The following is a 17,063-nucleotide window of genomic DNA, read 5'->3' as shown; positions in this document are numbered from 1 at the left end:
TTTATTTAACTCCTAGCTTTTAAGAGCAATGGTCATTGCTTCAAGTTTTCCACGTATAGAAGCATCGAAGATTTCATCACCAATTTCAACCTTCACTCCGCCTATTATTTCTGGGTCTACGCTCACTTGAGCTTCAACTTTGCGATTGAATTTTTTTTCCAAGTCTGCCACCAAATCACTCAACTGCCCGCTCTCTAGCTTGAAAGCCGTGATGATCTTCGCGTCCAATACACCCTCATGCTGCGCCTTTAGCTGCTCAAATAAATCCCTTACTTGAGGCATCACGAGTATCCGCTTATTCTCAATTATCAGTCTGATAAAATTACGGGCTTCTGGAGTAAATTTTTTCCCACCAATTTCGAGAAATAGTTCGCTCAGTTGCTCAACCGGCACTAATGGATTGCCTATCAGCAACTTGATCTGATCGTCTTCCGCTATTTCAGCAGCAATTTGCAATATTTTGGACCACTGAGACAACGCCTTATTTTCTAAGGCAAACCTAAATACCGCCTCTGCATAGGGTCTGGCAACTGTAATTGCTTCCGCCATTATTTTAGATCATCCCGTATCGTATCAAGTAATTCAGCATGTGCTTTTGCATCCACTTCACGACGCAAAATTTTTGCCGCTCCCGCAAGCGCGATCTCAGCGACTTGTTGCCTTAGCACTTCTTTTGCGCTAAACATTTCATGTTCAATTTCTGCTTTTGCACCGGTAACTATCCGATTACCTTCCTCTTTTGCAGCTACTTTTGCTTCTTCAATAATTTCTGAAGCCCGCTTCTCAGCTTGCACTATTATTTCCGATGCTCTTTGTTTCGCTTCTTTCAACACATCAGACGAACGCTGGCTCGCCAATTCCAATTCATGGCGCCCCCTCTCTCCTGCCGCCAATCCATCTGCAATTGTTTTTTGTCTTTCTTCAATCGCACGCAACAATGGTGGCCAAACAAATTTAACAGTGAACCAAATAAATACCGAGAAGGCTATCGCCTGAGAAATTAAAGTAAAATTAATATTCATGACAAGCCTATAAATTCAGATTGAAACAACAATACTTTTACTGAATTACTGCCAACAATGGATTACCAAATGCAAACAGCATCGCCAAACCTACAGCAATAATGAAAGACGCATCAGTCAAGCCCAGTAACAAAAACACTTTACCTTGTAAAGTCGGTATCATTTCGGGTTGACGTGCCGCCCCCTCAAGAAAACGACTACACATCACACCAACACCGATACAGGCTCCCGCTGCGCCCAATCCAATCATCAAACCAATACCTATTCCAGTATATGCTTGAATCATTGCCAAATACTGCAAGTTCTCCATTTTAGTTTCCTTCTAATAAAGATTAATAAAATACAACAAAAAAAGCTTTAGATTTTAATGTGATTCATGCGCCATTGAGATATAAACTACCGTCAACATCATAAATATAAAGGCCTGCAACGTCACAATCAGGATGTGAAAAATTGCCCACCCAGCGCCCAGAACCGCCCCGAAAATGGTCCCCGACACACCTGTTGCCGCCCACATTCCCAACAGAAGAAATATAATTTCACCTGCATAGATGTTACCAAATAGCCGCAAAGAATGAGAAAGAGGCTTGGATACGTATTCAATAAAATTAAATAGCAGATTTAAGATCCAAAGCAATGGATTCTTACCAAACGGTGTACAGAAAAGCTCATGCATCCACCCGCCAATTCCTTTCACCTTTACATTAAAGTAAAGCATTAAAAACCAAACTGACAATGCTAGAGCAAAGGTTGTATTTACATCGGTTGTCGGCACAATCTTCCAATTATGCATACCGAAAATATTTTCAGTAATCCACGCCATGATATCGATCGGCAAAATATCCATGGCGTTCATCATCAACACCCAAACAAAAACGGTTAACGCCATCGGTGCAACCAATGCGTGTCGATTACCATGAAAAGTATTCTTAACTTCGTTATCGATAAACTCGACAGCCAATTCAACGAATGCTTGAGTTCTGGAGGGGACTCCCGGAGTCGCTTTACGCACAACCAACCATATAAAGCCAAAGCTAATGACGCCAAGGATTATTGAGGTGATCAATGTATCAACATGAAGAACCCAGAATGAACCTTTACTTACTTGCGTTGTTAAATAGGTTAGGTGGTGATCAATGTATGATGTTGGAGTAAGTTCTGTTTCGGATGCCATGTACTGCCTACTTCGCTATGATGAATTTATCTTATTTTGACTTTGTATTGTCCGCTACCAAAAGCGCCAAACTATAAACCAGAACAACAAGGATAAATGTTCCAATAAATACAAATGCGTTTACATTTTCGTAATATTTAAACACCATCCATAACAGGCCGATCGTCAATATTATTTTGACTGCCTCAGCCCTGAGCGCCGTCCTAAGCGCCGCACCTGCCGTAAAACCGCTATGTTGAGACACCATAACTGCATAAACTGCAGAAGCAATTACGTTTACCGTTCCTCCAAATAGCGCTGAAATTGCACTATGCATATCCATCAGAAGCCAGAAAACGGTTGCTGCTGCAAGTGTAGTCAACAACTGTATGCGAAGAACTATTTTAAGCGGCCTACTCTTAATCCAAGACATGTTTTTCACCTGCCCTTGGACAGACAGCATAGCTACACTTAAAAAAACCGCAACTATAGTCGAATAATGCTATACAGTCAACGTAGAATTCCTTTAAATGCGCTTTTAACTGCGACAAAAAACTAAAACTCGCTTCAAGCATCAAGTCTTTCGAAAATAGCTGCGATTCCCTGACCGCCACCAATACACATTGTTACCAATGCGTAACGTTTTCCGGTACGATGCAGCTCATAAATGGCTTTGATTGTAAGGACTGAACCTGTAGCACCTATTGGATGACCTAATGCCACAGCACCGCCATTCGGGTTTGTTTTTTCCGGATCGAAATGCAATTCTTTTGCTACTGCGCACGCTTGAACCGCAAAAGCTTCGTTAGATTCGATCACGTCCAGATCTGAGATATTAAGATTCGCACGCCGCAGAGCGCTTTGCACAGCAGGGACTGGCCCCATTCCCATGAATTTCGGATCAATGCCTGCATGGCCGTATGAAATCAATCGAGCCATCGGCTTTAATTTCCGCTTTTGTGCCGCACCGCTTTCCATCAACACTAATGCCGCAGCGCAATCATTGATACCTGAGGCGTTACCTGCAGTAACCGTTCCTTCCCGCAGAAAAACAGGATTGAGTTTAGCGAGATTTTCAATGTCCGCATTTTCCCGAGGATGCTCATCCGTATCAAAAACGACTGTTCCTTTGCGATTGGAAATTTCGATTGGCAATATCTGTTCTCTAAAATAACCGCTTTTACTCGCGTGTACTGCGCGACGATGACTTTCAACCGCATAAGTATCTTGCTCCTGACGGCTTATTTGCCATTTCGATGCAATATTTTCAGCGGTGATGCCCATATGCACACGATCGAAAGGATCGATCAATGCACCCACCATCATATCCACAGTACTGCCATCATTCATGCGTTGCCCCCAGCGCAATGCCGGCAGCAAATAACCACCACGGCTCATGGACTCCGCACCACCGGCTACTGCCACATCCGTATCATTCAACTGGATATTCTGCGCTGCGGAAATAATCGCTTGCAACCCGCTGCCACACAGCCGATTTACGGTTAAAGCCGATACATGCTGCGGCAATCCTCCTTGTATGGCGGCCACGCGCGCTAAATACATATCACGCGCTTCCGTATGAATAACATTCCCGAAAACCAAATGCCCTATTTCCGCAGTATCCACCTGAGCACGACGAACAGCTTCATCAACCACCTTTGCCGCCAGATCAGTAGGAGCGATATCTTTCAGAGAGCCACCGTAACCGCCGATTGCTGTTCGTACACCGCTTAGTATGACAACTTCTCGCACGATAGCTCCACAATTTAAATTTCCGGCGTGATTTCAAGGGCAGCGGATTTGATCATCATTCTAAAAATCTTTCTGCAAGTCCTGCAACGCGATTGTCACCAATTGGAATTCATGCTGCAATTTTGATAACAATTCAACAATATCTTTCTTTTGCAAATGATCCCCGGAGTCTTCCAGTAATCGGCAAATATCCGAAAGTTGCTCGGCACCGACATTAGCAGCGCTTGATCGTAATGAATGAACTGCTTGAATCATCCCGATGCGATCATCCGCCTGAATGGCTGCTTCGATTCGCATGACAGCCCCGGGAGTAGACGCTAAAAAAATGCCCACTAATCTTTTCAGGAAATCGGCGCCACCCGCCGGGTCCATTCGGCGTAATGCATCCAATTTATCAAAGTTAACGACAGAAATCGATGGTATTCGATCTTGAGGGTCAAAGCTCATACTGAGGCAATACAATCCGAGGCATGATAACGGATAGCCGGAGCTATCCGGTCAATTCATTCAGAAATTGACTATTTCTTAACAAAATCAACCAATTTCTGGTAAGTAAACAAGAAATCCTGCGCTTGCAATGGCGTATGACATTGAACGCAATTCAACTCGTTGCTTTTCACGCTACCGTCCGGATTGTAAAGAGCAAAACCCCAGTCACCCGTACGATTTTCCTTCGAAAAAGAAGCATCCCAGTCGCTTCTGTTTTCCATCACTGCAACTGCTGCCAGCGAATCGATTTCAAAAAGACCATCGCTACCGGGAATCGGCTTACCTTCCGCATCTTTTTTCGGTGTATAAATTTCCATTACCACAACCGCACCCGATCCGCCGTTTTTCCCTTGCTTATAGTTTGAAATGGTTGTTTCGTTGGCATAAAGCTTGGCCAGTTGTGTCTGGTTTGCACGATTCATCGTCGCATATAAGGTAAAGGTTTTGTCGTAATCCTTAGGAAACTTAACGTGCTCCGGATCACCTCCCGCTTGAACCAGTAATGGAGTAAACGCCAAAAATGCAGCCACTGTTTTGAATATATTTTTCATGTTTTTTCTCCTGAATGATATTGAAAGTCACCAAGTTAAACAAGCTTCCAATCGATATCATAACGCATAAAACGATAAAGATTGATAACTTGATCAAATTTGTCTATGCCGCCAGATCCAGCACTAGTTTTGCCGACAAATACAAAACCAGTAAAGCAAGCGCTAAGTGCACTGTAAAACTGATCGGCCTATTTCTAACCGTCCCCAGAAATGTATGACTCTTTCCTTCGCGTTTCGCGCGTTCATATTCTTCACGCATTCTTGCGCTACGTGTTTGTTGATAAACATCCACGAGCGCGCGGGCTTTATCATACTGGCTGTCATCCACAAGCCAGATTGCCGCTATTGATACCCCCCAATTTCCCGCCGATGTTTCGTAATAGTCGATCGCATTATCCGTAAGCAATTCGCGCACATCGTCCGCTTCGTCATCGGGAACATCATTCAACCGGAATAAAATTTTTGCCATGAACGCTCTTCGGTTATGTTATTTTCTAAGAAAATCGGGGCGCAACATTGTCGGATGCTAGCTTTACAGCAAAAACATTGTCAAGCGACCAACAACTCCCTTACTAAAAATTATATCGTTAACTTATTATTCCAATGACAAAAACCATACTGATTACAGGCTGCTCCAGCGGCATCGGCTATTGTGCCGCCAAAGGTCTACGGGAAAGAGGCTATCGCGTCTTTGCCACTGCGAGAAAGCGCGATAGCGTCGCAGCACTGCTTGCCGAAGGTTTCGAAAGTTTCCGTTTGGATTTAAATGACTCCAATACGATTCACTTTGCCTTTGAAGAAGTGCTGCGGCGTACTGGTGGCGAACTGTACGCACTCTTCAACAATGGCGCATTCGGCTTACCTGGTGCTGTCGAAGACTTACCTCGCGACGCGCTACGAGCGCAATTCGAAACCAATGTATTCGGCTGGCAGGAATTGACCAATCTGGCGGTGCCGGTGATGCGCAAACAAGGCTACGGTCGGATCATTCAGAACAGTTCAGTGCTGGGTTTTGTCGCATTACCGTTCCGTGGTGCATACAATGCTTCCAAATACGCCATTGAGGGATTGAGCGATACATTGCGGCTGGAACTGCGCGGCAGCAATGTCTATATCAGTCTGATCGAACCCGGTCCGATTGCCAGTAAATTCCGCGCCAATGCGGTTGAAGCGCTAGCAAAATACATCGACATCGACAACAGCGTTCATCGTGAAAAATATCAGGGTGTGCTGACGCGCTTAAACAAACCAGGACCCGCCGTGCCATTCACTTTGCCGCCTGAAGCAGTATTGAAGCGCGTGATTCATGCGCTCGAAGCCGAAAAACCGCAACCGCGTTATTATGTGACGATTCCGACGTATCTGTTCGGCTTCCTCAAACGCATTCTCAGCGCGCGCGCGTTAGATGCATTGCTGGCAAAATCCGGCAACAACAACTAATTAGAATTCCCTACGGAAAGCAATAATCAAGGATTCGCAGTAGATGCCGCACAGCCTTGCAGCATTTTCCACGCAATCTGGCCGAAGAATGCATTACCTCGAAGTGATGCCTGCACAGTTCGATCATCGGTTTGCTGCAGTAATAACGCAAACGCGTAAGCCGATTGATCGTTTTTGTCGCGCTGGTCGGCTGACTGCACTTCCGTTACGGGATCGCCATAAATCAGAATTGCATCGGGATTGGACGGTGTATACGTAGCGATAGCGTTACGCAGATAGCGGGTATCGTACGCATGAATTTCCGAGGCATGAATATCCGGGAATTGCCGGTTTCTGAATTGCAGCGGACGCAAAAACGACCGTCCGTCGGATTGCAATTTAGCAATCACGCATTCCGCCAGTACAACGTGATTCCCGGAAAAATTTTCTTTGAAACGCTGCGTGTTTTGTTGCACATCCGGAAAATTAGCGCACGCCGTTAGCAACCCCGCAACCGATAAACCGGTTACAAACTTCGCAACAAACGGCTGTGCATACCAATCAGACAATAACTTCAATCCTAGCCGCCAAAATATACATACGGCTTCATCGGTTCGTTCGATTCTTTGAAACGCTTGTTTTCCTCACGATTTTGTTCACGATCCCACCAACGGCTGCGCGCCTCTATCCGTTTTTCCTGGACCTCCGGGTTTTTTTCCAAAAACTCACGCATGAACTTCGTGTGTTCCGATTCGTAACTGTAATCCATGATGATCTCCTGCGTAGAAACTATAAAAAAGCGAACTTTAGCATAGCTCGGTTTTTCGATACAGTCTTGTCAACACCCGGCTACCGCTGAATCATTCACGACAATGATAAAATACCGGCATGAAGACACCGAATAATTACAATCTGTCGCGATTACCATGCTGGTGCTAGGCATCGAAACCTCGTGCGACGAAACCGGTATCGCACTGTACGACACCGAACGCGGCTTGCTCAGTCATACGTTATATTCGCAAGTGGCGATGCACCGCGAATACGGTGGTGTGGTACCGGAATTGGCATCGCGCGATCATATCCGCCGCGTACTGCCGCTGATTACACAAGCACTCGCCACCGCCAATTGCGAATTGCGCCAAGTCGATGGCATCGCCTACACCCAAGGCCCGGGATTGGCCGGTGCATTGCTGGTTGGCGCCAGCATCGGTGCGGCAATGAGTTTTGCGCTGAGTATCCCGGCAATTGGCATCCACCACCTTGAAGGTCACTTGCTGTCACCGCTGCTATCGAAACCGTCGCCCGTTTTTCCGTTCATCGCATTGCTGGTGTCCGGCGGTCATACTCAGTTGATGCAAGTCAACGCCGTCGGTCATTACCGTTTACTCGGCGAAACCGTCGACGACGCCGCCGGTGAAGCGTTCGATAAAACCGCCAAGTTATTGGGATTGGGTTATCCGGGTGGTGCGGCATTATCGCAGCTTGCCCGGCAAGGACGGCCCGGGCAATTCAAATTACCGCGCCCCATGCTCAACAGCGGCGATCTGAATTTCAGTTTCAGCGGCTTGAAAACCGCGGTGCTGACCTTGCTCAACAAGCAGGAACTCACCGACCAAATCCGCGCCGATATCGCGCTGGCGTTTCAAGAAGCGGTTGTCGAAGTGTTAACCGAGAAATCGCTGGCGGCACTCATGCAAAGCGGACTAAAACAATTAGTAGTGGCCGGTGGCGTCGGCGCCAACGAACAATTGCGCCGCAATCTGAGCCGTAAAGCGGCTGCAAAAGGCGCCACGGTGTTTTACCCGGAGCTGGAATTTTGTACTGATAATGGCGCCATGATCGCGTTTGCTGGTGCCATGCGTTTGCAAACGGTGCCGGAATCCACCCGGCAACCGGCACGCAGTTTCAATGTGTATGCGCGCTGGAATTTGGAAATGCTGGAAAAACCTGAAACCGATTAAGCATCAGGCGTTTTCTTTTCTCCAATCCGCCCTTCCTTACCCGTCAGCAAATTCACGATATTCGATTGGTGACGCCAGATCAGCAACAAGGACATCGCCGAAACCGCAAAAGTACCGGCTTCAAAGCCGAGCAGGCCGATGCTATATAGCGGCGCCAATGCCGCCGCAACCAACGCCGACAACGATGAAATGCGCCAAACATATGCCACCAGCAGCCAGGTTGCCAGCGCCAATAGACCCAACCAGGGATTCAAGCCGAGTAACACCCCGACTGCGGTCGCCACGCCTTTGCCGCCTTGGAAACGTAAAAATACCGGGAACACATGCCCGAGAAATACCGCCAGCGCCGCCACGGCGATCGCTTCATCGCCCAACCCCCATTGCGGCGCATAAGTTTGCGCCAGAAACACCGCCAACCAGCCTTTACCAGCGTCGCCAAGCAAGGTTAGTACCGCCGCGGCTTTCTTGCCGCTGCGCAACACATTGGTCGCGCCGGGATTCTTCGAACCGTAGGTACGCGGGTCGGGCAATTGAAAAATCCAGCTTGAAATCATCGCAAACGGCACGGAGCCGAGCACATAAGCCAGTACGGCAAACAGCAATAATGTCATGTCATCAGTACCACTTGGAAAAAATAGATTAGAATCCGCTATCGCTCACGCAAGGAGCCCATTTTACCGCTGAATCACCGATGGATATTATTTTTCTGCACGATTTCAAAGCCAAAACGCTGATCGGCGTTTACCCGTGGGAACGCATCGTTCCGCAAACCATCCGCATCGACCTGGAAATCGCACTACCGACCAGTCGCGCGTGCCAGACGGACAACATCGACGACGCACTCGATTACGCATTAGTCGTCGAAAAAATCAATGATATTTTGACCAACCGGCATTTCTCACTATTGGAAGCCTTGGCCGAGCATATCGCGCAAACCATTTTGAGCGAATTTCAATCGCCGTGGGTCAAGGTCAGTGTAGCAAAGCTGGGCATTATTCGTGGTGTGAAGCGGCTCGGCGTATGTATCGAACGTAGCGCAAGCAAACAATAACCGGTTTCACACGGATATTTCAAAATATCTTCGGATTGATTGTCATTGATGCAATATCTGCTGGCGCAGAATGCCAGGCGCAGCAAGAACAAATAGCATGGATGATAGTCTGAGGCATAAGGCTGCCGCGCTATTGACGTCGTCAGATCAGCGCGACAATCGAAGCATTTCACTATTTTGCAACCGGAAAATTTACAACCACTTGCCCGATGGTTAATAATATCCATTCCAACATCCAGAAGACGGAGGTATTTCATGCATACGATTCGGATCATTCATATTTCTTTTGCTGCATTGGCGTTTTTGACTATTAATATTGCAATGGCAGGACAAGATATCAGTGAAATACAGCGGCAATTCAACGCTGAAACCGTCAACAAGCGCTTCAGCGTGCCGACCGATGCCACTTTAAACTCGGCGCTCAAAGAAGCTACGCAGCGCGGCACACCCTCGGTAAGAACACAACAACGATTCACGCCCGGTTGCGTGGGTTTCGGCTGCGGTGCGTTTGGTTACGGTAATTTTGGTTACGGCAGTTACTTTGGCGGTTATGCGCGGCCTTATTACGGCGGTTTATATGGCGTTTCCAACTACATTCCATACTACTACGGCTGGTAGAAAAATTTGTCTCATAGGCTGCGCGACTTAAAGTCATATACAATAGCGTCCGATTTAAGTAACCGCTTTTGAGCGTTTTTTTCTTTTTAATTTAACAAACGGGAGATGCGATGGGATACGTAAGCAACAAGATTACTTGGACAATGGCAGGGATGCTGGTTTTTTCCATGATCTTAAGCGGCTGCGCTGCAGTTCATACGTCGATTGCCAAAAAAGATCTGGATGTTCAAACCAAAATGAGCGACACCATTTTCCTGGATCCCGTTGAGCCGGATCAGCGAACGATCTATATCAACGTCCGCAACACCTCCGACAAAACCAACTTCGATATTACCGCGACAGTGGCTCGAGCACTCGAGGCGAGAGGCTATCGCATCCTCAACAATCCGAAAGAAGCGCATTACTGGCTGCAAGTCAATGTACTAAGCGTCGACAAGGCCAGCCCGACCGCTGCTGAAGCTGCTCTGCGAGCAGGGTATGGCGGCATGGGCAGCGCCGCATTAGGAGCGGCTGTGGGAACAGCCGCCGGCGCAGCAATGGATGGCTGGACCGGGGCCGGCATTGGCGGATTGGCCGGTGCTGCGGCGTTTGGCCTGGCAAGCACACTGGCCGATGCAGCAGTGAAAGATGTTACGTTTATGGCAATTACCGATGTTGAAATCGCCGAACGAGTCGAAGATGGCGTCATTGTTCGTGAAGACCGGCAGCAGGATGCCAAGCAAGGCATCGGTGGCGCTAGAAGACAGTCCTCGACCAAAGTGAGTGAAATGAATAAATACCGCACCCGTGTCGTCAGCACCGCCAACAAAGTGAATTTGCAATACGAGGAAGCGGCGCCCGAGCTGACAAACGGTCTGGCTCGCTCGATTTCCGGACTGTTCTAATAGCTTAACAATGGCCCTGCAATCGGGCCTCTAAACAACACTTCCGGTTGCTCGGTGATCCTGCCGGATACCTGGCAACCGCTCAAAACCCGGAAATATCATTCCCAATTCATCAGGAGATAGCAATGCAACAAAAATTTATCTCGGTGGCGCTTATGCTGACCTTATTGTGTATTGTAACTGTTGGACATGCTCAGAAGAATCAACCCGCCGATAGCCGTGAAACTGTTAACCGCATGACGAAGGAATTGGGGCTCAGCGAGGCGCAGCGAAGCCAAGTCGAAAACATTCTCACTGCGGAACGGAAAAAAGTAGAAGCGGTTTTCAAAGAAGAAAGAAATAAACTACAGCAAATCCAGGAACAAACCCGCATCAGCCTACAAGCGGTGCTATCGCCCGAGCAAATGGATAAACTCGAAAAAAAGATGCGTCAGCAAAACGATAAAAATAACGCGCCCAAGAAATAGTGCGTATACGTCAGCTTGACCAATAGTAAGTCGGATCGGCAATACCCGCCGCTGCAAATCCCGCCTTGCGAATCCGGCAGGAATCGCACACACCGCAAGCCCTTCCTTCGAAATCCGCCTGATAGCAGGACACCGTCAAGCTAAAATCCACACCCAATGCCAACCCGGTTTGAATGATCTCTTTCTTGGATAAATGCATCAGCAGCGCATGGATCGTCAGTTTCTTACCTTCAACGCCCGCTTTGGTGGCGAGATTCGCCATCCGCTCAAACGCTGCAATGTATTCCTGACGGCAATCGGGATAGCCGGAATAATCGACCGCGTTCACTCCCACAAAAATATCCTGGCTTTGCAACGTCTCCGCCCAGGCCAACGCTAGCGACAACATGATCGTGTTTCTCGCGGGCACATAGGTCACCGGAATTTCCGTTTTTTCTCCGGTTGTTGGAATTTCAATTGCTTGATCGGTCAAAGCCGATCCGCCAAAGGCGGTCAGATCGAGTTTGATGACTTGATGCCGGCAAGCTCCAAGCGATTGCGCGACCTTTTGCGCAGCCGCCAGTTCCGAGCGATGCCGCTGCCCGTAATCGACGCTCAATGCGTAACATTGAAAACCTTGATCGCGCGCAATCGCCAGCACTGTTGCAGAATCCAAGCCACCGGATAGCAACACCACTGCTTTCTTCATCGGCCCGGCCCCTCGCTCCATAGTAGTTTGTGCAATTGCAATTGCATTCGCACCGGCAATTGATCACGCAAAACCCACTCGGCCAATGTTGCCGGATTCAGTTGACCATGCACCGGTGACAATAACACCGGGCAACGTTGCGATAATCGCTTGTCGTGAATTACATCGCAGACCCAGCGGTAATCGGTCTCGTCGCAAAGCACAAATTTGAGTTCGTCACGCGATGTCAAGTAATCAAGGTTATTCCAATTATTCTTGGATACTTCACCCGATCCGGGTGTTTTGATATCCATGATCTTCGATACACGCTCGTCCACCTGCGATAAATCCAGCGCACCGCTGGTTTCAAGCGATACCGAATAATGCGCATCGCACAGCGCCGCCAACAACAGCAAGCATGCTTTCTGCGCCAACGGCTCTCCGCCGGTCACGGTCACATACGGAGTTTGATAGCACGCGACTTGCTGCAAGATCGCGCTGATTGACAGGGTCTCACCGCCGGTAAAGGCATACGCGGTATCGCAATAACCGCAACGCAATGGACAACCGGTGAGGCGCACAAATACCGTCGGCAACCCTACCCGGCTGGTTTCGCCTTGTAACGAAAAGAAAATCTCGGTAATGCGCAAGGTTGTTGCCTCTAACGCTTGCATACGATTCTATCAATTAAAGGAAAAAGCGGACTGTACTACGTTGTGACGGCTACAGCAAATGACCTTTGTGGCTGGTTGCTGCAGTATTGAAACTACTTGAGGTTAGCCAAACGTTGTTTGGCTTTCTTACCAGCTTCGCTATGAGGAAATTTGGTCAGGATGTTTTCCAGCGTTTGCCGGCTCGCCTTGCTATCGCCCATTCCATTTTGACTGGAAGCGATATTCAACAAAGCATCCGGCACCTTGTTGCTATCCGGATACTGCGCGATCAATTTTTGCTGTGCGGTGATCGCAAGCTGGTAATCGCGTAGCGCATAGTGCGCATTACCGATCCAATAAGCGGCTGCGGGCGCCAGGTTGGAATGCGGATAACTTTGCATAAAGTTCTCGAATTGCACGATGGCATCGGTAAATTCACCGCCTTTAAATCGATCATAAGCTGCTTGATAAACACTATTCTCCGTAGGACCCGCGGGCATCAGTTCATCCGTCGAGACACTCGTTGAATCAGCGACCGCGGCTGATTCGGCTTCCTCATGCACCAATTCCGCAGCAACGGCACCTGCTGCAGGTGCCGTTGTTTGTTCCAAAACCGACGGTGCAACTGCAGCATGGTTTTCAGCTTGGATTTCCGGTCGGTCGGATATTGATGAACGCGGCTTTCCGGAAGGCTGTTCAATTTGGCGCAAACGATTGTCCAAATCGATATAAAAATCGCGCTGGCGTTTCTGCAGCAAACCGTTGTCATTACTGAGCATTTCGATCTGGCCATTCAGTTTTCCCAGCTCCTGATTGAGCGTTTCAACTTGCGCATAAAGTTCAAGCAAGGCTTGACTATTGAGCGCCTGCTCCATCTTGGCGATACGCGCTCCCATTTCACTGACCTGTTTGCGCAGCGCATCGATCTGTTCACGTGCTTCGTTATCACCAAACAATGATGCATACGCTGCATGACTGCTTAATAATAACGCGAGAAGTAAAGCGCGCATCAGCATTGTTATTCACCCCGGTAGAGAATATCGGTACGACGATTCTGACTCCAAGCCGCTTCGCTATTACCGAGTGCACGAGGTTTTTCTTCTCCGAGGCTAACGGACTCAATTTGAGCGTCTCTAGCACCCGCCAATGTCATCATGTTTCTCACACCATCCGCACGACGTTGACCGAGCGCCAGATTGTATTCGCGGCTACCACGGTCATCGGTATTGCCTTGCAGGATGACATTGGCATCAGGATTATCGCGCAGGAATCTCGCATGCGACAACACCAAATCCCGGTATTCCCCTTTGACGGTATAACTGTCATAGTCATAATAAACGCTGCGTTGCGACAAAATACTGTTGGGATCATTCAGCTGACTGAAATAACTCGGCCTGCCGGATCCCGATCCCATCAATTCGCTACCGCTCATCCCGCTGCCATACCCGGAATCCGCGCTTAATTCCTCATCCGGTTGCGTTGTTTGACTCGCACACCCTGCTAACAGCGCAACCAATGCGATTCCTAATGCTTTTTTCATAAAACTCTCCTGTTGTTAATAAAATATTACTTCCACTTCGGTAAAGGACCCCAAGCCGGCTCCCGGATATCGCCCGATTGAACGGTTAGATGCTGCCTAGTTTGCCCATCTCTGGAAACCGCCGATAATATACCATGCCCGTTTATCTCGGTCGCATACAGAATCATCCTGCCATTCGGCGCGAAGCTGGGTGACTCATCAAACCGGGAATTAGTCAGTATCTGAACTTGACGGGAACCAATTTCCTGTACCGCCACATTGAACTGATTATTATGCCGGTGGATAAACGTAAAACTTTTGCCATCCTGGCTATAGTCGGGACTAACATTGTAGTTGCCTTCAAAAGTCATCCGTTCGGCATTACCGGATTCCGAACTCGTCACCGCCATGCGGTAAATTTGCGGACTGCCGCCACGATCGGAAGTAAAGAGAATGTACCGGCCGTCCGGAGAAAAATTAGGTTCGGTATCGATCCCCGAACTTCTACTCAACCGCTGCAAACCGCTGCCATCGACATTGACCAGGAAAATTTGCGAACCCCCTTGATTGGTCAGAACCACGGCAAGTCTTTTACCGTCCGGTGACCAAGCCGGCGCGCTGTTACTGCCTTTAAAACTGGCGACCGCCCTGCGCTCGCGCGTCGTCAATGTCTGCACATAGACAACCGGTTTTTTGTTTTCAAAGGAAACATACGCCAACTGACTGCCATCGGGCGACCAGGCCGGAGAGATAATAGGTTCCGTGTATTCGATAATCGATTGCGCGTTATAACCATCCGAATCGGCAACTTGCAATGCGTATCTTTCTCCGCGCTTCAACACATAAGCGATGCGGGTGCTGAACACCCCGACATCACCGGTTAATGCTTCATAAATGACATCCGCGATGCGATGCGCTGCTGCGCGCAATTGCGTTGTCGGCACCGTGAGAGCCAGGCCGGTCAACTGCGATTTCTTGGCAACATCCATCACGCGGAACTGAATTTCCACCTGACCACCGGGCAATTGCGCCACTCGCCCGATAACCAGCGCGTTGGCGCCCCGATTGGCCCAATCGGAATAAACCACTTCCACCGGCGCGTGGGGAGACGATCCGGCCGGATCGATCAGCCGGAACAACCCGGTGCGCTGCAAGTCGGCACTAATAACCGGCGTGAGGTTTTGCGGCAGCGCGTTTTCCTCGGCGAAAGGCACAATTGCGACCGGAATTCGCGAAGCGCCGCCACCGAAAATCTCAATGTTCAGTTGTGCGAATGAGGGCGTCGAGATTAGCCAGAAAAAAAACATCCAGACGCCACGAAGTGATTTGAAACGATAATTTGACATAGCGATTAAATGATTAATAAAGCGATAATTACCGATGGATTATAGCAATCATTCACGATAATGCACCGTAATATTCAGATTGCGGAATTCGTTAAATAATGCCGGATCCGGCGGCAATGGCAGCGGTTTTGACAAATGAATTGCGCGCTCCACCGCACTATCAAAAACTGCATGCCCGCTGCTCTTGCTAAGCCGCACGTCCAGAATGTCTCCTCCCGGTAGCAACGTGACGTTGAACTCAACCACAGGATTGCCGGGTAAATCCGGCGGCATCACGATTCTGCTTTTGATCTTGGCAAGAATCAACGCCTTATATTTTGAAATTTCATTAGTAACCTGATTCCTGGCTGCCGCTTGCTGCGCAGCGCGTTGCGCTTCGGCTTCCCGTTGTGCTTTGACCTCCTGCTCCCGTTGCCGCTGCGCGGTTTGTTCTCTTTCTTTCTGCAGTTGCAACTCTTTCTGACGTGCGAGTTCCTTTTGTTTTTCAAGCTCCCGCTGTTTCTCTATTTCCTTCTGTTTCTCCAGCTCTTTTTGTTTTGCTAATTCTTTTTGCTTCTCCAATTCTTTCTGTTTCTCTTGCTCTTTCTTCTTCTCGAGCTCTTTCTGTTTCTCGATTTCCTTTAGGCGTTCCTGCTCTTTAATTTTTTCTTGTTCTTTTTTCTTCTGTTCTTCCGGATCCGGCTTCTGCTTCATCGCAATATCCGGTTTCTTGACCGGTGGTGTCACCGCGGCTTTCTGCGGTAACGGTTTCGGCGGCTCCGCTTTAACCGGTTCCGGTTTCGGAGGCTCGGGCTTAGTCGGTTCCGGTTTAGGCGATTCAGGCTTTGGCGGGGTGGGCTGCGGTTCCGGCTGTTTTGGTGGAGATGGCGGTGGCGCTTTTACCGGCTCTTGAATAGGCTTAGGCAATTCCGTCCAAATATCGACCACCATTCCTTCCGGCGGATGATCCTTCCAATGCAAACCGAAAACCAATAACGCGACAAATAGTAAATGAACCAACCCCGCCAACATGCCCGCCGTTAGCGACTTTGGCTCCTCATGGGGATGATTCCTTTGCACACTCACATTCATTACCAATTATTTATTTTTGTTGTGCCAGCAAACCCACTTTTGACACTTGATTTTGCTGCAAAATATCCATCACGATCATGACTTCTTCATAGCGCACGTTTTTATCCGCCGCAATCACAACCGGCTGCTCGGCATTTTGTGCTTGTTTTTGTTTAATCGCATTGATTAATTGCACTCGATTGACTTTCTGTTCCACCGCGGATACTGCGCGATCACGTAACGTGAGACTGCCATCCGCTTTGATGATTACCTCCAGTGGAGCCGCCGGTGTCGCCAGCGACTTGCCGATCTGAGGCAATTCAATTTGCCCATGATTAATCATAGGCGCGGTTACCATGAAAATAATCAGCAACACCAGCATCACGTCAATGTAAGGAACCACATTGATCTCATTCATTAATCTATGCTTGGCTCGACGTGTCATAATTTACTCTCAATCC

The 17,063-nt window shown here is 48.5% G+C and carries 25 protein-coding genes; 6 read left to right on the top strand and 19 right to left on the bottom strand.

Translation table 11 applies throughout. The features are described 5' to 3' along the window. Positions 1–12 precede the first annotated feature (12 nt). The 9 genes from KF839_RS08680 to KF839_RS08640 all read right to left on the bottom strand — a co-directional run bounded on the left by KF839_RS08680 (position 13) and on the right by KF839_RS08640 (position 5,436). Complete coding sequence (locus KF839_RS08680; protein WP_292917446.1) at positions 13–549, bottom strand: F0F1 ATP synthase subunit delta; 537 nt, start codon at positions 547–549, stop codon at positions 13–15. Further along, the gene (locus tag KF839_RS08675) at positions 549–1,022 is read right to left on the bottom strand and encodes a F0F1 ATP synthase subunit B (protein ID WP_292917445.1); all 474 of its coding nucleotides are present in this window, start codon (positions 1,020–1,022) and stop codon (positions 549–551) included. Before KF839_RS08675 ends, KF839_RS08680 begins: the two co-directional genes overlap by 1 nt. Before the next feature lie 37 nt (positions 1,023–1,059). Beyond that, positions 1,060–1,332 (bottom strand): F0F1 ATP synthase subunit C, encoded by a 273-nt coding sequence (gene atpE / locus KF839_RS08670; protein ID WP_013646518.1) that lies wholly within the window; start codon positions 1,330–1,332, stop codon positions 1,060–1,062. A 54-nt stretch (positions 1,333–1,386) separates the two neighbouring features. After that, positions 1,387–2,196: a F0F1 ATP synthase subunit A gene (gene atpB, locus KF839_RS08665; RefSeq protein ID WP_292917444.1), complete on the bottom strand. Its 810-nt coding sequence runs from the start codon at positions 2,194–2,196 to the stop codon at positions 1,387–1,389. A gap of 31 nt (positions 2,197–2,227) precedes the next feature. Continuing rightward, positions 2,228–2,608, bottom strand: coding sequence for an ATP synthase subunit I (locus KF839_RS08660; protein ID WP_292917443.1), 381 nt, complete (start codon positions 2,606–2,608; stop codon positions 2,228–2,230). Between the two features lie 134 nt (positions 2,609–2,742). Continuing rightward, positions 2,743–3,927: an acetyl-CoA C-acyltransferase family protein gene (locus tag KF839_RS08655; RefSeq protein ID WP_292917442.1), complete on the bottom strand. Its 1,185-nt coding sequence runs from the start codon at positions 3,925–3,927 to the stop codon at positions 2,743–2,745. Between the two features lie 60 nt (positions 3,928–3,987). Then, on the bottom strand, positions 3,988–4,374 hold the full coding sequence (locus tag KF839_RS08650) for an Hpt domain-containing protein (RefSeq protein ID WP_292917441.1): 387 nt from the start codon (positions 4,372–4,374) through the stop codon (positions 3,988–3,990). Between the two features lie 71 nt (positions 4,375–4,445). Then, positions 4,446–4,967 (bottom strand): cytochrome P460 family protein, encoded by a 522-nt coding sequence (locus KF839_RS08645; RefSeq protein ID WP_292917440.1) that lies wholly within the window; start codon positions 4,965–4,967, stop codon positions 4,446–4,448. A 103-nt stretch (positions 4,968–5,070) separates the two neighbouring features. Continuing rightward, positions 5,071–5,436, bottom strand: coding sequence for a DUF6164 family protein (locus KF839_RS08640; protein ID WP_292917439.1), 366 nt, complete (start codon positions 5,434–5,436; stop codon positions 5,071–5,073). 134 nt (positions 5,437–5,570) lie between these two features. Between KF839_RS08640 and KF839_RS08635 the strand changes: the two genes are divergently transcribed. After that, a complete protein-coding gene (locus KF839_RS08635; RefSeq protein ID WP_292917438.1) occupies positions 5,571–6,407 on the top strand; it encodes an SDR family oxidoreductase in 837 nt (278 codons plus the stop codon). A 26-nt stretch (positions 6,408–6,433) separates the two neighbouring features. On the opposite strand, the gene KF839_RS08630 is transcribed toward KF839_RS08635, so the two are convergent. Then, complete coding sequence (locus KF839_RS08630; protein ID WP_292917437.1) at positions 6,434–6,955, bottom strand: hypothetical protein; 522 nt, start codon at positions 6,953–6,955, stop codon at positions 6,434–6,436. A gap of 11 nt (positions 6,956–6,966) precedes the next feature. Next, positions 6,967–7,155, bottom strand: coding sequence for a DUF3460 family protein (locus KF839_RS08625; RefSeq protein WP_292917436.1), 189 nt, complete (start codon positions 7,153–7,155; stop codon positions 6,967–6,969). Between the two features lie 157 nt (positions 7,156–7,312). Here KF839_RS08625 and tsaD point away from each other — a divergent pair, with 157 nt between their 5' ends. Further along, the gene (gene tsaD, locus KF839_RS08620; RefSeq protein WP_292917435.1) at positions 7,313–8,347 is read left to right on the top strand and encodes a tRNA (adenosine(37)-N6)-threonylcarbamoyltransferase complex transferase subunit TsaD; all 1,035 of its coding nucleotides are present in this window, start codon (positions 7,313–7,315) and stop codon (positions 8,345–8,347) included. Here the strand turns inward: tsaD and plsY are convergent. Beyond that, the gene (gene plsY / locus KF839_RS08615) at positions 8,344–8,958 is read right to left on the bottom strand and encodes a glycerol-3-phosphate 1-O-acyltransferase PlsY (protein ID WP_292917434.1); all 615 of its coding nucleotides are present in this window, start codon (positions 8,956–8,958) and stop codon (positions 8,344–8,346) included. The genes tsaD and plsY overlap by 4 nt on opposite strands. Before the next feature lie 80 nt (positions 8,959–9,038). Between plsY and folB the strand changes: the two genes are divergently transcribed. The 4 genes from folB (at position 9,039) to KF839_RS08595 (ending at position 11,367) form a co-directional block, all read left to right on the top strand. Next, positions 9,039–9,398 (top strand): dihydroneopterin aldolase, encoded by a 360-nt coding sequence (folB, locus tag KF839_RS08610; protein WP_292917433.1) that lies wholly within the window; start codon positions 9,039–9,041, stop codon positions 9,396–9,398. 255 nt (positions 9,399–9,653) lie between these two features. Continuing rightward, positions 9,654–10,016 (top strand): hypothetical protein, encoded by a 363-nt coding sequence (locus KF839_RS08605; RefSeq protein ID WP_292917432.1) that lies wholly within the window; start codon positions 9,654–9,656, stop codon positions 10,014–10,016. A gap of 110 nt (positions 10,017–10,126) precedes the next feature. Continuing rightward, complete coding sequence (locus KF839_RS08600) at positions 10,127–10,900, top strand: complement resistance protein TraT (RefSeq protein ID WP_292917431.1); 774 nt, start codon at positions 10,127–10,129, stop codon at positions 10,898–10,900. A 125-nt stretch (positions 10,901–11,025) separates the two neighbouring features. Then, complete coding sequence (locus tag KF839_RS08595) at positions 11,026–11,367, top strand: hypothetical protein (RefSeq protein WP_292917430.1); 342 nt, start codon at positions 11,026–11,028, stop codon at positions 11,365–11,367. A 10-nt stretch (positions 11,368–11,377) separates the two neighbouring features. Here KF839_RS08595 and queC read toward each other — a convergent pair whose 3' ends face one another. The 7 genes from queC to tolR form a co-directional block, all read right to left on the bottom strand. Further along, positions 11,378–12,055, bottom strand: a complete 678-nt coding sequence (queC, locus tag KF839_RS08590; RefSeq protein WP_292917429.1) for a 7-cyano-7-deazaguanine synthase QueC — start codon at positions 12,053–12,055, stop codon at positions 11,378–11,380. Next, the gene (gene queE / locus KF839_RS08585) at positions 12,052–12,708 is read right to left on the bottom strand and encodes a 7-carboxy-7-deazaguanine synthase QueE (protein ID WP_292917428.1); all 657 of its coding nucleotides are present in this window, start codon (positions 12,706–12,708) and stop codon (positions 12,052–12,054) included. Before queE ends, queC begins: the two co-directional genes overlap by 4 nt. Before the next feature lie 92 nt (positions 12,709–12,800). Further along, positions 12,801–13,703: a tol-pal system protein YbgF gene (ybgF, locus tag KF839_RS08580; RefSeq protein ID WP_292917427.1), complete on the bottom strand. Its 903-nt coding sequence runs from the start codon at positions 13,701–13,703 to the stop codon at positions 12,801–12,803. A 2-nt stretch (positions 13,704–13,705) separates the two neighbouring features. Next, the gene (gene pal / locus KF839_RS08575) at positions 13,706–14,227 is read right to left on the bottom strand and encodes a peptidoglycan-associated lipoprotein Pal (RefSeq protein ID WP_292917426.1); all 522 of its coding nucleotides are present in this window, start codon (positions 14,225–14,227) and stop codon (positions 13,706–13,708) included. A 26-nt stretch (positions 14,228–14,253) separates the two neighbouring features. After that, entirely contained in the window at positions 14,254–15,552 is a 1,299-nt protein-coding gene (gene tolB, locus KF839_RS08570) for a Tol-Pal system beta propeller repeat protein TolB (RefSeq protein ID WP_292917425.1), read from the bottom strand. 48 nt (positions 15,553–15,600) lie between these two features. Next, positions 15,601–16,623: a cell envelope integrity protein TolA gene (tolA, locus tag KF839_RS08565; protein WP_292917424.1), complete on the bottom strand. Its 1,023-nt coding sequence runs from the start codon at positions 16,621–16,623 to the stop codon at positions 15,601–15,603. A gap of 10 nt (positions 16,624–16,633) precedes the next feature. Next, positions 16,634–17,047, bottom strand: coding sequence for a protein TolR (gene tolR, locus KF839_RS08560; protein ID WP_292917423.1), 414 nt, complete (start codon positions 17,045–17,047; stop codon positions 16,634–16,636). Positions 17,048–17,063 lie beyond the last annotated feature (16 nt).

Origin of the sequence: Nitrosomonas sp. (assembly GCF_019635155.1) — a bacterium.
In the GTDB taxonomy this organism is placed as follows: domain Bacteria; phylum Pseudomonadota; class Gammaproteobacteria; order Burkholderiales; family Nitrosomonadaceae; genus Nitrosomonas.
The sequence above is the reverse complement of the archived record's forward strand: the minus strand, read 5'-3'. Positions and strand labels throughout refer to the sequence as shown.

Excerpts from the sequence above, each read along its gene's own strand:
- KF839_RS08680 (WP_292917446.1), bottom strand. The coding sequence starts at position 549 with ATGGCGGAAGCAATTACAGTTGCCAGACCCTATGCAGAGGCGGTATTT.
- KF839_RS08675 (WP_292917445.1), bottom strand. The coding sequence starts at position 1,022 with ATGAATATTAATTTTACTTTAATTTCTCAGGCGATAGCCTTCTCGGTA.
- atpE (WP_013646518.1), bottom strand. The coding sequence starts at position 1,332 with ATGGAGAACTTGCAGTATTTGGCAATGATTCAAGCATATACTGGAATA.
- atpB (WP_292917444.1), bottom strand. The coding sequence starts at position 2,196 with ATGGCATCCGAAACAGAACTTACTCCAACATCATACATTGATCACCAC.
- KF839_RS08660 (WP_292917443.1), bottom strand. The coding sequence starts at position 2,608 with ATGTCTTGGATTAAGAGTAGGCCGCTTAAAATAGTTCTTCGCATACAG.
- KF839_RS08650 (WP_292917441.1), bottom strand. The coding sequence starts at position 4,374 with ATGAGCTTTGACCCTCAAGATCGAATACCATCGATTTCTGTCGTTAAC.
- KF839_RS08645 (WP_292917440.1), bottom strand. The coding sequence starts at position 4,967 with ATGAAAAATATATTCAAAACAGTGGCTGCATTTTTGGCGTTTACTCCA.
- KF839_RS08640 (WP_292917439.1), bottom strand. The coding sequence starts at position 5,436 with ATGGCAAAAATTTTATTCCGGTTGAATGATGTTCCCGATGACGAAGCG.
- KF839_RS08635 (WP_292917438.1), top strand. The coding sequence starts at position 5,571 with ATGACAAAAACCATACTGATTACAGGCTGCTCCAGCGGCATCGGCTAT.
- KF839_RS08625 (WP_292917436.1), bottom strand. The coding sequence starts at position 7,155 with ATGGATTACAGTTACGAATCGGAACACACGAAGTTCATGCGTGAGTTT.
- tsaD (WP_292917435.1), top strand. The coding sequence starts at position 7,313 with ATGCTGGTGCTAGGCATCGAAACCTCGTGCGACGAAACCGGTATCGCA.
- plsY (WP_292917434.1), bottom strand. The coding sequence starts at position 8,958 with ATGACATTATTGCTGTTTGCCGTACTGGCTTATGTGCTCGGCTCCGTG.
- folB (WP_292917433.1), top strand. The coding sequence starts at position 9,039 with ATGGATATTATTTTTCTGCACGATTTCAAAGCCAAAACGCTGATCGGC.
- KF839_RS08605 (WP_292917432.1), top strand. The coding sequence starts at position 9,654 with ATGCATACGATTCGGATCATTCATATTTCTTTTGCTGCATTGGCGTTT.
- KF839_RS08600 (WP_292917431.1), top strand. The coding sequence starts at position 10,127 with ATGGGATACGTAAGCAACAAGATTACTTGGACAATGGCAGGGATGCTG.
- KF839_RS08595 (WP_292917430.1), top strand. The coding sequence starts at position 11,026 with ATGCAACAAAAATTTATCTCGGTGGCGCTTATGCTGACCTTATTGTGT.
- queC (WP_292917429.1), bottom strand. The coding sequence starts at position 12,055 with ATGAAGAAAGCAGTGGTGTTGCTATCCGGTGGCTTGGATTCTGCAACA.
- queE (WP_292917428.1), bottom strand. The coding sequence starts at position 12,708 with ATGCAAGCGTTAGAGGCAACAACCTTGCGCATTACCGAGATTTTCTTT.
- ybgF (WP_292917427.1), bottom strand. The coding sequence starts at position 13,703 with ATGCTGATGCGCGCTTTACTTCTCGCGTTATTATTAAGCAGTCATGCA.
- pal (WP_292917426.1), bottom strand. The coding sequence starts at position 14,227 with ATGAAAAAAGCATTAGGAATCGCATTGGTTGCGCTGTTAGCAGGGTGT.
- tolB (WP_292917425.1), bottom strand. The coding sequence starts at position 15,552 with ATGTCAAATTATCGTTTCAAATCACTTCGTGGCGTCTGGATGTTTTTT.
- tolA (WP_292917424.1), bottom strand. The coding sequence starts at position 16,623 with ATGAATGTGAGTGTGCAAAGGAATCATCCCCATGAGGAGCCAAAGTCG.
- tolR (WP_292917423.1), bottom strand. The coding sequence starts at position 17,047 with ATGACACGTCGAGCCAAGCATAGATTAATGAATGAGATCAATGTGGTT.